At 47.1% G+C, this 13739-nt stretch carries 11 protein-coding genes; 7 read left to right on the top strand and 4 right to left on the bottom strand.

Annotated features, from left to right (window positions below):
- The first annotated feature begins 18 nt into the window (after window positions 1-18).
- The 4 genes from nagE to AB4Y93_RS05230 all read left to right on the top strand — a co-directional run bounded on the left by nagE (window position 19) and on the right by AB4Y93_RS05230 (window position 4432).
- A complete protein-coding gene (gene nagE / locus AB4Y93_RS05245) occupies window positions 19-1464 on the top strand; it encodes an N-acetylglucosamine-specific PTS transporter subunit IIBC (RefSeq protein WP_441889693.1) in 1446 nt (481 codons plus the stop codon).
- A gap of 96 nt (window positions 1465-1560) precedes the next feature.
- Window positions 1561-1824 (top strand): HPr family phosphocarrier protein, encoded by a 264-nt coding sequence (locus AB4Y93_RS05240; RefSeq protein WP_441889691.1) that lies wholly within the window; start codon window positions 1561-1563, stop codon window positions 1822-1824.
- A gap of 9 nt (window positions 1825-1833) precedes the next feature.
- Window positions 1834-3588 carry a phosphoenolpyruvate--protein phosphotransferase gene (ptsP, locus tag AB4Y93_RS05235; protein ID WP_441889689.1) on the top strand — a complete coding sequence of 585 codons (1755 nt, stop codon included), beginning with the start codon at window positions 1834-1836 and terminating at the stop codon, window positions 3586-3588.
- A gap of 250 nt (window positions 3589-3838) precedes the next feature.
- Window positions 3839-4432: a hypothetical protein gene (locus AB4Y93_RS05230; RefSeq protein ID WP_441889687.1), complete on the top strand. Its 594-nt coding sequence runs from the start codon at window positions 3839-3841 to the stop codon at window positions 4430-4432.
- 62 nt (window positions 4433-4494) lie between these two features.
- Here AB4Y93_RS05230 and AB4Y93_RS05225 read toward each other — a convergent pair whose 3' ends face one another.
- From AB4Y93_RS05225 to AB4Y93_RS05210, 4 genes are all read right to left on the bottom strand, one after another.
- Window positions 4495-6075: a SagB family peptide dehydrogenase gene (locus tag AB4Y93_RS05225; RefSeq protein WP_441889685.1), complete on the bottom strand. Its 1581-nt coding sequence runs from the start codon at window positions 6073-6075 to the stop codon at window positions 4495-4497.
- A 57-nt stretch (window positions 6076-6132) separates the two neighbouring features.
- Window positions 6133-8076: a TOMM precursor leader peptide-binding protein gene (locus AB4Y93_RS05220; RefSeq protein ID WP_441889683.1), complete on the bottom strand. Its 1944-nt coding sequence runs from the start codon at window positions 8074-8076 to the stop codon at window positions 6133-6135.
- The gene (locus AB4Y93_RS05215; protein ID WP_441889682.1) at window positions 8073-9968 is read right to left on the bottom strand and encodes a putative thiazole-containing bacteriocin maturation protein; all 1896 of its coding nucleotides are present in this window, start codon (window positions 9966-9968) and stop codon (window positions 8073-8075) included. The genes AB4Y93_RS05220 and AB4Y93_RS05215 overlap by 4 nt, the downstream gene beginning before the upstream one ends.
- Window positions 9969-10138: 170 nt before the next feature.
- Complete coding sequence (locus AB4Y93_RS05210; protein WP_441890505.1) at window positions 10139-10357, bottom strand: hypothetical protein; 219 nt, start codon at window positions 10355-10357, stop codon at window positions 10139-10141.
- 325 nt (window positions 10358-10682) lie between these two features.
- Between AB4Y93_RS05210 and AB4Y93_RS05205 the strand changes: the two genes are divergently transcribed.
- From AB4Y93_RS05205 to AB4Y93_RS05195, 3 genes are all read left to right on the top strand, one after another.
- Window positions 10683-11564, top strand: coding sequence for a pirin family protein (locus tag AB4Y93_RS05205; RefSeq protein WP_441889680.1), 882 nt, complete (start codon window positions 10683-10685; stop codon window positions 11562-11564).
- Window positions 11565-11674: 110 nt separating this feature from the next.
- Window positions 11675-12937, top strand: a complete 1263-nt coding sequence (locus tag AB4Y93_RS05200) for an oxalate decarboxylase family bicupin (RefSeq protein WP_441889678.1) — start codon at window positions 11675-11677, stop codon at window positions 12935-12937.
- 82 nt (window positions 12938-13019) lie between these two features.
- A complete protein-coding gene (locus AB4Y93_RS05195) occupies window positions 13020-13697 on the top strand; it encodes a cupin domain-containing protein (protein ID WP_441889676.1) in 678 nt (225 codons plus the stop codon).
- Window positions 13698-13739: the final 42 nt, after the last annotated feature.

Genomic DNA, 13739 nt, shown 5'->3' with positions numbered 1-13739 from the left:
AACATGGAGTGAGATAAGATGCTCGGATTCCTGCAAAAAATCGGTAAATCTTTAATGCTTCCTGTTGCAGCACTGCCTGCGGCAGCTTTGTTACTACGCTTTGGGAATATCGATTATGTCAAAGATTTTGGATTTGGTAACTTCGGTGAATTTCTGAACCAATATATCGCCCCATTCCTTGCTGCAGGCGGATCTGCAATCTTTGATAATCTGCCTCTGATCTTCGCCATCGGTGTTGCAATTGGGATGGCCGGTGATGCGGTTGCGACACTCGCTGCTGTAATTGCGTACCTCGTCCTCACCAATGTGCTTAGCAAAATCCCTACTGTATTTACGGGACTTGTTGAGAAAGACACGACGCTTAATATGGGCGTGCTTGGCGGTATCATTGCAGGTCTTGTGGCTTCTTACCTTTATAACAAATACCATGATATCAAACTGCCGGACTGGCTCGGCTTCTTCGGCGGCAAGCGTTTTGTACCGATTGTTACCTCGTTCGCAATGGTTATTGTTGGTCTAATCTTTGGTCTGATCTGGGGACCTGTACAATCGTGGCTTGATACGTTCGGCCGCTGGATTGTAGACCTTGGCGGAGTTGGTGCATTCCTGTTTATGACGGCGAACAGACTTCTTATACCATTTGGTCTGCACCACGTTATTAATGCCATCGCTTGGTTCCAAATTGGTGACTACACAGATGCAGCAGGTAATGTGGTTCATGGTGACCTGCACCGCTTCTTCGCAGGCGATCCAACTGCGGGCATGTTCATGACAGGCTTCTTCCCAATCATGATGTTCGCCCTTCCGGCTGCAGCATTTGCGATCATTCACACAGCCAAACCGGAAAAACGCAAGCTCGTCTCTTCCATCTTTATTGGTTCTGCTCTTGCCTCCTTCCTGACAGGTATTACAGAGCCGCTCGAATTTGCTTTTATGTTCGTAGCACCAGTGCTTTATATCATCCACGCCATATTAACTGGTATCAGTGCATGGCTGGTTGTTGAGCTTGGTATTCATCATGGCTTCGGCTTCTCGGCTGGCTTCCTTGATTACGCGATTAACTATCCGCTGTCAACAAAGGGCTGGTTGATTATTCCAATTGGTCTGGTTTACGCTGTTGTGTATTACGTCCTGTTCCGCGTCGTTATCGTGAAGTTGAATTTAAAAACACCTGGACGTGAAGATGATGTCCTCGAGGAAGAAGAAGGCAACGGTGAAGTGGTTAACGCCGACGATAAAGCAGGCAGAGTTCTTGCAGCACTTGGTGGTTCCGATAATATCGAGAGTATCGATGCTTGTATTACCCGCCTTCGTCTCATCGTAAAAGACGAGAAAGCCGTAAATGACGCAGAGCTGAAAAAGCTTGGCGCAGCAGGCGTTATGCGTCTTGGCAAAGGTGCCGTTCAGGCTATCTTTGGTACACAATCAGAACGTTTGAAAGAACAGATTAAAAAACGCATGTAAATAGATATATTTAATTAGAGAATGCTTACGAAGTAAGAATCGCCAGATATGGCTAGAGGTAAGCCACATTAGTGGCAATTCTTTTTAGGAGGATCTATGGTGGAGAAATCATACGTAGTTGCAAACCCGACGGGCATTCACGCCCGTCCTGCTAAAAAAATTGTTGAAGCGGCAAAGCTGTGCGAAGGTACGGTTCACATTGAGAAAGGCGGACGGAAAGTGAGCGCGAAAAGCTTGGTTAACGTGCTCTCGATCGGCGCCAAACAAAATGATACCTTAACGGTCAGTGCCGAAGGAGAGAAAGCTGAAGCTGCGGTTGACGCTATTGGTGCTGTACTCGCTTCTGCGGAAGCAGAGTAGGAGGCAGTTATGATGGCAACCGAGATTAAAGGGATCGCCGCATCGGAAGGTTATGCAATCGGCCGAGCGGTCATCCTCCGTGAAGAGACCATCCCGCAAGGCGTAACTTATGTCGATGCGGGAGAAGAACAAGCCGAGCTTAGCAGGTTCGACGCTGCGGTAGCTGCTGCTCGCGGTGAGCTTGAAGAGCTTTTCGAGAAGATGAATGCGGATGGCCGTGAGAATGAAGCCGAAATCTTTGAAGCTCATTTGATGCTGCTTGAAGATGAAGAGTTAATCGGAGCTGCGCAGGAGCGGATTAAAGGACAACGTTACAGCGCTGAGGCTGCCATGAATGAATCCGGCGAAGAAGTTGCTGTGATGCTTGCTGCCCTTGACGATGAGTATTTGCGGGAACGTGCTGCCGATGTTCGTGACGTCAGCCGCCGCGTAATCCGTAAGCTTGGCAATGGCTCCGAATCCGAAGTTGTTCAAACCTCGGCAGCTGGATCAACTGAAAAGTCCATCTTGTTTGCTGTCGATCTGACTCCATCGGATACGGCTCAGCTTGACCCTTCCGTTATTGGCGGATTTGTAACTGCAGCCGGAGGACGCACCTCTCACTCTGCTATCATCGCACGTTCGGTCGGTATTCCGGCTATCGTTGGCGCTGGTGATGCTGCACTTCATATCGAGGATGGTCAGCTGGTTATCGTAGATGGTACTGCTGGGATTGTTCTTGTTGAACCTCAAGCAGAAGAGCTTGCTCGTTATCAGACGTTGCAGCAGCATGCGGCAAATCAACGCTCGGAGCTGGACCAATTCCGCGGCAAAGCATCGGTTAGTGCGGACGGTCACCAGGTTGAGCTTGTTGCGAACATCGGTTCCGTTCAGGATGCCCGCCAAGCTCAAGAAAGCGGAGCCGAAGGGGTTGGCCTGTTCCGTACAGAATTCCTGTACATGGGCCGTTCTGATCTGCCGACCGAGGATGAGCAGTTCACTGCTTATAAGGAAGCGGCAGAAGCATTTGGCCAAGATGCTCCAATCGTCATTCGGACGATGGACATCGGCGGCGACAAGGAGCTTCCAAGCCTTCAGCTCGAGAAAGAAGACAATCCGTTCCTCGGCTATCGGGCAATTCGGATTTGTCTGGATCGTCCTGATCTGTTCAAGACACAGCTTCGGGCCGTCTTAAGAGCAAGTGCATTCGGCAATCTGAAAATTATGTTTCCGATGATCGCCACTCTTGGTGAATGGCGTGCGGCTAAGGCATTACTCGAGCAGGCAAAAGAAGAGCTCAAGAGCGAGAACATCCGCTTTAATGAACAGATAGAAACCGGTATTATGATTGAGATTCCTGCAGCAGCTCAGATGGCTGATCGTTTCGCGCGTGAAGTTGACTTCTTCAGCATCGGGACCAATGATCTCGTGCAATACACGATGGCTGCAGATCGGATGAATCCGAAGCTTGGTTATTTATCCGACCCGCTCCACCCTCCTGTCTTACGTCTGATCCACCAAGTGATACGGGCAGCGCATCAGGAAAACAAGTGGGTGGGCATGTGCGGCGAAATGGCCGGAACACCAATCGCTCTTCCTATCCTGCTTGGTATGGGTCTGGATGAGTTCAGTATGAGTGCATCCGCTGTCCTCCCTGCCCGGGCTATCCTCTCTCGTCTCGATCGTTCGAAGCTTGCCGCTCTTGCAGAAGCCGTGCTTGATATGGACGATGCAGAGGCAGTCCGGACTTATGTAGAACTACAGGTTCCGGAACTTATGGCTTAAAAATAAAAAGACGACTTTCAACCAATCATCTTTGACGAAAATCCCGATCAGAACTTCTGATCGGGATTTTGACTTATTTTATTTCAGGACCATTTTTGGGTCAGATCGATTTTCGTATAGTAAACAGAAACAAAAATCTTGAAAGGATCTTAGATTCTTACATGCTTAGGGTTGCAGCCTATTTTATAGGGATAAGTGCCCTTTTTTCGTTCAAAGCATATTGTAGAGTATAATAAAAAGGAGGAACACCATGTTACGCAACCAATCTTTTATGCCACAATCGGCTGTTATGCCTGAGTATCACCAACAAATGCAAACAAACCCGAATCAGGCCAATTGGGGTCATCAAATGATACAAACAAACCCGAATCAGGCCAATTGGAGTAATCAACAGCAATCAAGTCCAAACCAGGCTAATTTGGGACCTCAAGCCGTTCAAAAGCAGCCTGCTCCCCCCTCATATCATTACAGCGTTGATTTTAGTCAGATGCATCACTTTCCTTACATGTACGACGACTTCCACCACATGCATTACAACCATCCCATGATGGATAACTACCATCCCATGATGGATGACTACCATCCCATGATGGATGACTATCATCCGATGATGCATGACTATCATCCAATGATGCATGACTATCATCCGATGATGCATGAAATGTGGGATGAGCACATGCTCTTCGACCATCATCACGATGGATGGGAGCTCGATACATTAGATTATCATCATGCTTGGTTCTATCCTATGATGCATGTGCATCATCACCTGCATTACCCAGTCAAATGCCAGCCAACTGGTGAACTGCAAAAGAAAGCAGAAGCTTATCAGCCTGAAGGTTAATATTATAAAAGAGTAGATTGAATGCTAATGACATTCAATCTACTCTTTTATTTCAAAATCATTTATTGTGATAAACTGCCCTCAAGCCGCGAACGACCCCGACATGGGCCAATCGGGATTTGGATCAAGCTCGTTTGTCCTAGCGGGGTCAATCCATAAAGCTCATTCATGGAATTAACATCAAAGCCTAGCAGCGGACGTCCTTCCATTCCGGATGCACAGGCAGCAAGCAGCAAGCGCTGAACCAACATTCCCGTTTCCATTTGTTGAATCCGATAGCCGCGGTAACCAAGCTCGGCATGAAGATGCCTCAGATCGCCCGTCAGATGAAAGCTCAGCGGTACCTGGAATAAGTTCACGTTATCCAAGGACATCCCACTCTGAAGCCATGGCCTTTGATCACCAGCTCTAACAAGCTGCAACGCATGCGCTATATTATCATAATGATAGGCACCATTACGAATTCCTTCAACGCCATAAAAGCAGCCATATAGGTTTACACGTGGCACTGGACTCTGGATCGAACCATCCAGATCATTTCGATAGTGATAGGATATCATAATCTCTTGCAATAGTGCCGCTAAATCCGACTGACTCACTGCTTCTAGCACAAATTCATTTTCGGGCGAGTAACGCTGCCTGCACACCTCTGCTAAATCATACGTCAGTCTATTTACTTGAGGCAAAGCATGATCATCGTTTTGATAGACTACCATTTGCTCCCTTCCTAGCTGTTTAAATGAAAAGATGGAGTCCATGATGGACGCTTCATTGAGCTTGGTCAGCATGGGATAGTCTAATACTTTTTTTGAACGCATATAGTGATCGTGCTTAATGATTGGGAGCTCATTACATAATTCTGCTGACGACATCCGATTTTTATGGCTAATGTCATGGCGGAACCATTCCATGCTTGATTCTACCGCAAGCGGAATTACAGCATATACACTTTCCTCCGCTTCAGGTAATCCAAGCAAATGGTTGATGGCACGGTCAAGAAACTGAAAGTACACTCCCACTTCAAAGTCAAAACGCTTCGCCACCTCAAGCAGCTGGCCTATTAACAGACCTGCGTCCAGCCCCTGCAAACGATACGAGAAATTATTGTATTTATAAAAGTTTTTCCAAAATACAGTCGATACAAAAGCAACCGCGAAACAGCTTGTTACGTCGCAGCGATTGCCTAAGGCCTTGCACACATAGGAATCAAATTGACCTTCACGCAACAAAATCAAACGATGATGAGCCGCATCATAATGATAAATCCCATAAGGTAATTCCTCCAGCTTCAAATACATATAAATTTCGCTCGGATAAAGGCCTCCGCCTGAAGGAACAAATCGTCTGCAAAGCTGCAAGGAGCTTTCCCATTCCTCCCCCGTATATTGCTCAACAACAGATTGACTAAGCTGTGCCAGACCGAAGGTGTACCAAAGAAAATACCCGATATCCCGAAGGGTTGGTTTCTCTTGCCCTCTCTTGTCCGTTAGTTTTAACGGAACATCAGAAGCGAGAGGAAATACAGGCAAATGACGATATAACTTATACGGCAGAGGCGCGTCCTCCCAATCAACCTCCACGTCTTGCGGTTTCGTTTTGTCAGGCTCGTATTGCAGTTGGTGCAAAAATACCTTCAGACTCATTTCTCCTCCTCCTAAGTTCCAGTACAAGGAAAAAAAGCATACATGAGAAGAAACTCCTTACGGAAATGGATGCGGATGACAATTAAGTTGTTCTTGCTTAAGCTGCTCCTTCACATAGCCCAGCTCTGCTGGTATTCGCAGCACCCGCTCCAGGCCAGTCAAGCGGACAAGGTGTTGGCCAAACGTCATGGGAAGCATGCCGGGAATGAGCACCTTCACACAATGAAGTCCATTTCTCAGCGTCTCTGGCGTTGATTGATTAACAACAATTACCTCCAGATTCAGATTACTGAACGTTTTGATCAACATGTTTAATTCATCGGTTAAATCCGCATGCTTTGCCCTTGGTTTAAAAGCTTCTTTAAACGAGAGGACTGGACGATCATTAGCGAGCAGGAAATTCAGACGTTCCTCTGCTTCCTTCAAGCCGTACAACATGGAGTGATCCTCCATCTGCCGAACGAGAAAAGGATCATGCAGCATTTGTTCATATTGCCCGCGGTTCACCTCTAATTTTTCGTTAAATGCAAGCAGCATGCCCGCTATCTCATGAATTGCACCTTTTGCCGCTCTCACGGGATCAAGATGCGCCCCTGCGGCGCAAATCATATTTATACCTTGATTTGTTCTGTTTTTGGCAAGCACCCACACACTTGGAATGCCATGCTCCATCGTCGAATCGAACACATGCACATCATAACCGAAGACATCGCGCAGTCGCTCCACCATTAAATTTATTTCAAGATCGCCTGTGGAATAGGGATCTAAAGGAACGAGCTGCAGCTGCGCATACCACGTCATTAGAAAAGAATCCCGTTCTAAAACCTCCAATATGCCGTAAAATACAGCTTCCTCCAAGCTTCCTCCTATAGCGCAGCCATTTGAGGTTTCATATACAAAGCCGTGACCGCAGCCGGAGCTGTAATAAGCGAGCAGCTCTGGCACGAGAATCGGTTTCTCCTGCAAGAACGAATACCCCCACACCCAATCGATTTTTCTGCTTGGATCAAAGGGTTGAAACGGAAAATCGGGCCGCTCATACTGCTCCTTATCATGTGTTCCTACTCGAGAGGGGTCCAGTGCAATCTTCTCTGTTAAATGATTGAAACTGTCATGAACCGCTGTTTTCTTTCCTCGCGGCGATATGCCGCAATAACGTTCCAATCCTTCCAATATCGCCGTCATTTCACTGTCCGCAAAAGAATTCGTACGCCCCGCGCAGCCTTCATCCCCTGAGAACATCGGTAAAATGATGCTTGCGTCAGCAAATGGCGATATAAGGTCAATCATTTTTCCGTTCAATAGGCCGCTGCGATTGTCCAGATAATCATGGGAAAGAACCGCCTTTAACTCAACCATTGAACGGGTGCGGTAGCTGTTTTCACTGATTTTCGGACTGGACTGCAGCGTTATTCGCGAAGCTATGGCAGTGTCATCCGGTATTTCCCCACATACGGTACACTGCGGATCTGGTAAAAAAAAATGAGCCGAGCTGTTGAGCGTTTGCAAGTGTATGAGCTTAATATGATTTTCAAAAAGAGACGTATGACGGATAAGAAAGTTGTGGACTTCTGCTGCAATAAGATGAGCCATATGCAATAGCCCGCTGCGAGAAGACCAAATATCAGGGAAAACTTCTCCATGCATGAACAAATGATGCAGCTCCCACATGTCCTTCCGATCATTTCCAGCCATTAAATGCCGCAAATCAGCGCATTGTGAGCAGCCTGCCTTCCCATGAACGACAAGCGGACCAATAACGCCTTCACCAAATGCTACAAACCCGCGCAGCCACGGAATACCCGATTTCTTAAAAACATTCTCTGCGATAAGATGAGAGGATGCATCGTTGCCATCACTAAGCACGAGTGCAAGTTCAGTCGTTTCTGGTAACTCGGAAGCCAGTTCATTCACTCTTACAAGCTGACAACTTGCAGACAATATATCGTTTACATAGTCCGCAAGCTGACCTACGCCAACAATCGCCACAATAGCGCTCATTCTTCAACCACCTCTCGAAGCGAGATGCCGTATACGCCCGCCAGCCCCTCTCTCAAAAAAGGTTCTGGTGTTAAGTCAAATACGAGTAAACGCTTGTGGATGCGATTCAATTGCTGCACGGCCATCTGCAAAACCTCTCGATGCTCGAATGGATCACAAGCGGGTATCGAAATAGAGTCCATATTAGATTCTTTTACATGTATTGCAGCATGTTGTACTTTCCCCGCCATTTGATCAGCTTTGTTTTGAGCATCAAATAAAGCAATCATTAACACGCTCCGAAGTGCCCGAGTTACATTGAGATCAGCGGCGTCATACCACCGGTCATTTGCTTGTAACCACACCGTAGGAAAACCTAATACGTCCTCACCCAGTCCGAACGATGGTGCTTTTTGCATCGTAGTTAAGGCATTTATATAGTAACGGCATCGTTCATCACTTACATCACTCAGCTTCACTAGCTTGATCGACGGTGTATGAGTTTCATACAACTTTATCCGTGCATTCATTAGATACTTTTGCAAAGCGCGGCAAACGCCTTCCTCAATCGTCTCGCCCGTACCTACGCTGGCAATCTCATCAAATCTCATATGCGACACGTAAGCCTCGATTCCACGAAGACCCGCTTCCCTTCGTGCCTCTTCATGCTTATAACCATTACAAATCATTTCAGGAAGTAAAAGCGCAGGGCCAACCGATAGCGGATCAACAGGCTGAACACAGCACTGTGATAGCGGAAGCTGCCCTACCTCCCCTTCCTCCCAGATATGGAAAATGCCTGTCTCCGTTGATGTTAGCTGACTGAAGAAAGACAGCAATTCACTTGAAACTCGTTTCTCTGCATCTGTTCCCGCTTGCAGCCGGGCATCCTCGATCCTCTCGACGAATCGGTGACCATGAACGAATGGATGGGGAAGAAAAGAATGCCAATTCCCTTCCAACGTCTCTAAATTAAGTAGAAACAGTTTATTATTTTTCTCTAGTTTTGTTACTTCTGCTGCTGTTTTCAACCATTCGAAGACGATTACATTAGCCAGCAGCGCTTCCGCAACGGGCGAAGCAGTATGAACATCTGTATCCTTATAAATCGCAGAATGATGGATTCTGCGCCATGCTGATTCCCAATCACACTCCGAATCAGAATACGAAAGCGGAACCGCTAGACCAGCTTGCTCAAAAATAACAGCCAGCAGTAGAACCTTGTTTTTTTGTCGGCAAATTTCATTAAGTAATCTTAGCTCCGGTTCTCCATCTTGATCCGAGACGAATAATACAGCATCATATGGCTCTACGATCGAAGACCAATCCACAACCAGATTCTTCGGCAAGCTGATCTCATCCACCTTGACCTCTGAATCAAACTTACGATAATGCTGCTCCAGCTCCCAAATCCGTGTTCGATTCGCCATTTCCAAGTTCAAGCCTAGAAAGTGAAAATGCGGCATGCCAGATTCAAATAATGATTTGACAAGAGAAACCAAAAAAGTGCCAGTTCCAACGACAAGCACGCTGGACTGACGATACAATTGAAATCGGTATGCACCTGACCCGTCAAAGCTGTCCAGGAATTCAATTTGTGAGTCATATTTCTTAACGATACTCTCTTGCAACTGATGCGGACGATCCTGACTTACATCTTGGACATAACCATTCGCATACAATACTTTTGCAATCTCATAAACATGATTACGGTGTTGTTCTGGCAATCCATCCGTTAAATCATGCATCGTATGCTCACCATTAAATACAGGTATTAATTTTTCAATCCATTGATCAATTGTGCTGCCTTCCATCCGAAATGAACCAATATTGTTGCGGAAAAAGACACTTCCGTCCGAACTGGGGAGAAAAAAAGTATCGCCTCTCACTTTAAGACGCGTGGAAGGATCCAAATTTCATTCCTCCTTTTTATGAAATTTATCTATTCGTCACATGACTTCCTTAATAAAGGTATGTAAGGCCACTTGTCCGTCATGCCCGCACATGCATAGAAAGACATCTCTGCAAACCAAAAGCGTTTGCAGAGATGTCTTGAACCTTTATTTACATGCATAGATAACTTTTAACGACAACGGGCACAGCCGCCGCAACGGGCACAGCCGCCGCAACGGGCACAGCCACCACAACGTGCGCAGCCACCAAAGCCTCCACATCTAGCACAACCTCCACAACCTCCACAACCTCCGCATGAACAAAATCCAATGCAAAAGCCGATGCAAAAGCCGATACATAGACGAGCATTATTAGGATCCACTTGACCTTGACCCGCATTCGGCTTCATACCGCTCGCTTTAAACGCATCCGTATTCAGATTTTGAAGGTTGTTCTTAAATTCATTCATCTTAGTAAGCCTCCGTTATGTTCATGTGATGATCATCAGCACCCACAAATAGGAGATGCAAATGAGAACAGCCCAAACTGGTCATATGCCGATAATCGTTCATGAGATATACGTATGAAAAAAACTCCGCTAGTGTTACTAGTCCATTCGCCTAAGTAGCGTCTCTTTTGTTTAGGCACCCTCTTTACATACTTACTTTTTTATAGTATCTTTATTTTAAGATAATCACTAAACAACAACATCCAGATAAAGGGGTGCTTGGATCATGACAACATTTCGTGCAGTAGAAGGCGTATTTCAAGGGCCTCCGGTCCATATGGTCGGCGACGGCTTCCGGGTATCCAACTATTTTCCAGGAGGCACGAACTTCGGTCAGCGCTTCAGTCCTTTCATTCTGATGGATTATAATGCGCCGTTCGTGTTCCCTCCAAGCACTCAAGTTAAAGGCGTTGGCGCACATCCCCACCGCGGCTTCGAGACGGTAACGATCGCTTATGAAGGGTATGTCGAGCATCATGACAACAAAGGAAACCACGGCATTATCGGCCCCGGCGATGTGCAATGGATGACGGCAGGCTCAGGACTGCTGCACAAGGAGTATCATGAGAAAAGCTTCTCCGAGCGCGGCGGTTTGTTCCAAATGATTCAACTGTGGGTCAATCTCCCCCGCACGCACAAAATGCATCCGCCAAAATATCAGGAGCTTCTGAAAACAGATATGGGATATGCCGAGCTTCCCGATGACGGTGGCATGGTACGTGTCATCGCCGGCAGCTTTAATGGCGTAACCGGCCCTGCCCAAACCTTCACTCCAGTTAATCTGTTCGATATCTCGTTCAAAGCCGGTGGCAAAGCCAGCTTCGAGCTTCCCGCGACTTACAATACAGCAGCCATGGTACTGAAAGGCAGCGCCGTCATCAATGGAGACAGGAAAGCTGTTGAAGGAGATTTCGTGCTTTTCACAAATACGGACGGAGTGATCCATATTGAAGGGCAAACGGATGATACACTCGTAATCGTTCTGAGCGGCGAACCGATTGATGAGCCGGTCTTCCAGCAAGGACCGTTTGTGATGAACAGCCGCCAGGAAGTATTTCAAGCCTTTGTCGACTTCCAGGATGGAAAAATGGGTCCAGCCGATTTCTAATACAGTGACGGCCGGGCAGATTGCCCGGCTTTTTTTCTGCCAGCCTGCCTCATATTAACCAACCTCTCCAACATAAGCATGCTTGAAGAGCTTAAATAGGAGGGAATGGTATGAACGACTCGAATTCCGGCAGCAATTCCGATGCTTCTTCTAATAGCCAGCCTGCTGCTTCCAACGCTTCCACTGGCACTAAGGCCGGGAATAGCGAGCCTTTTGTCGTGCCCCAGCCTTATCGGTCAATTGATTGCGCAGGAGGCCCTGATCTGGGCCCGCGTGATATTATGCGGGATTTGGAGAATCCCGATATGCTGCGGCCTCCAGTCACCGATAACGGGCTGGTGCCGAACCTGAAATTTTCGTTCTCCAATACGCATATGCAGCTTAATCAAGGAGGCTGGTCCCGCGAGATTACCCAGCGAGAAATGCCCATTGCCACAACTCTCGCAGGCGTAAATATGTATCTGACGCCCGGCGGCGTCCGTGAGCTGCACTGGCATCAGCAGTCCGAGTGGGCCTACATGATTTGGGGCTGCGCACGTATAACATCCATTGACCAGGATGGGCGCAACTTTATTGCTGACATTGCGGCAGGCGATTTGTGGTTTTTCCCAGCAGGACTGCCTCATTCCATTCAAGGGCTGGAGCATGGCTGCGAGTTCCTGCTTGTATTTGACGACGGTAAATTCTCTGATCTGAACACATTATCGATTTCCGACTGGTTCGCGCATACACCGAAGGATGTTTTATGTGCCAATTTTGGCGTCCCTGAGAACGCATTTGATTCGATTCCAACGGATCAGCTCTATATCTTCCAAGACGAAGTACCTGGATCTCTGGAGAGCCAGCAGGTTCACTCTCCATACGGAACCGTTCCACAAAGCTTCAAATACCGGTTGCTCGCGCAGACACCAATTGTTACGCCAGGCGGTACGGTTCGTATCGCCGATTCAACCAACTTCCACGTCGCAAAAACAATAGCCGCAGCACTTGTTGAAATTAAACCTGGCGGAATGAGAGAGCTTCATTGGCATCCGAATAATGACGAATGGCAGTATTATTTGACCGGACAAGGAAGAATGACTGTATTTGCCGGCAATGGAGCTGCCAGAACATTTGATTATCGGGCTGGGGATGTTGGCTATGTCCCTTTTGCCTATGGGCATTACATTCAGAACACAGGTGATCAATCCTTATGGTTCCTTGAAATGTTCAAGAGCGACCGATTTATGGATGTTTCCCTGAACCAGTGGATGGCGCTTACGCCAAAGGATCTCGTACGGGATAACCTGCATGTTGGACCTGAATTATTGAATGCTCTACGTAAGGAGAAGTGGCCAGTCGTCAAGTATCCAGGCAAATCTTACCTGAAATAGGCGGACGTCATGCCGGGCGAATGCATAGGATATCCCATTAGTCTTCAATCCTTATGCCCTTTAAAAGAAAGGCGGAGAACTAGTGGCGGTATCCTATATGGATTTCACTTCCCCTAATGTGCAGTTTTGGTATGACGTTAACAAAAATACAACTTTCAAAAAAGACAACCGCAACTTCATCAATACGCTGTCGTTTGAACAGTTAAATACACTTGGCAATGTATCTTTGCTTGATATTTACCTCAGCAGATCAAATGTTGTGGAGCCTCATATCCATCAGAACGCATCTGAGCTCGTTTATTGTATTTCAGGTTCTGCTGTCGTATCGCTGATCAACCCCTTCACTAAACAATTGCTTAATATCCCGATTCAGCCTGGCCAAGTAGCCAACATCCCGCAAGGCTGGATGCATTATGAAATCGCTACAGTCGATAACACGCATCTGCTTGCCATCTTCGACGCTCCTGTACCCGAATTTATTGGGTTATCCGATATGCTTCGCCTGACCCCACCTGGCGTGTTCGCCCATACTTATTGCCTGAACGAACAGATGGTCAAAGATACATTAGCGCCAATCACCGATACGGTCATCATTGGACCACCTGCCAATTGCCAGCCGCAGCCCATGCCGCGTGAGCAGGAGGAACAGCAGCAGCCCTACCCCCAATATCCCTATGGACCACAACATCATCCACAGCAATTCCCGCAGCCGTATCCGCAGCCATTCGGATTTTTTCAGCAGCCAAACTATTTCTTCTAATATGTGGTGTTAAGCCTGAACGGATTATAAAAGAGACAGTTG

This window comes from Paenibacillus sp. YAF4_2 (genome assembly GCF_052113225.1).
Taxonomy (GTDB): Bacteria; Bacillota; Bacilli; order Paenibacillales; family Paenibacillaceae; genus Pristimantibacillus.
The sequence above is the reverse complement of the archived record's forward strand: the minus strand, read 5'-3'. Positions and strand labels throughout refer to the sequence as shown.

What these genes read in the sequence shown, in the direction of transcription:
- nagE (WP_441889693.1), top strand. Translation starts at nt 19, where the DNA reads ATGCTCGGATTCCTGCAAAAAATCGGTAAATCTTTAATGCTTCCTGTT.
- AB4Y93_RS05240 (WP_441889691.1), top strand. Translation starts at nt 1,561, where the DNA reads ATGGTGGAGAAATCATACGTAGTTGCAAACCCGACGGGCATTCACGCC.
- ptsP (WP_441889689.1), top strand. Translation starts at nt 1,834, where the DNA reads ATGATGGCAACCGAGATTAAAGGGATCGCCGCATCGGAAGGTTATGCA.
- AB4Y93_RS05230 (WP_441889687.1), top strand. Translation starts at nt 3,839, where the DNA reads ATGTTACGCAACCAATCTTTTATGCCACAATCGGCTGTTATGCCTGAG.
- AB4Y93_RS05225 (WP_441889685.1), bottom strand. Translation starts at nt 6,075, where the DNA reads ATGAGTCTGAAGGTATTTTTGCACCAACTGCAATACGAGCCTGACAAA.
- AB4Y93_RS05220 (WP_441889683.1), bottom strand. Translation starts at nt 8,076, where the DNA reads ATGAGCGCTATTGTGGCGATTGTTGGCGTAGGTCAGCTTGCGGACTAT.
- AB4Y93_RS05210 (WP_441890505.1), bottom strand. Translation starts at nt 10,357, where the DNA reads ATGAAGCCGAATGCGGGTCAAGGTCAAGTGGATCCTAATAATGCTCGT.
- AB4Y93_RS05205 (WP_441889680.1), top strand. Translation starts at nt 10,683, where the DNA reads ATGACAACATTTCGTGCAGTAGAAGGCGTATTTCAAGGGCCTCCGGTC.
- AB4Y93_RS05200 (WP_441889678.1), top strand. Translation starts at nt 11,675, where the DNA reads ATGAACGACTCGAATTCCGGCAGCAATTCCGATGCTTCTTCTAATAGC.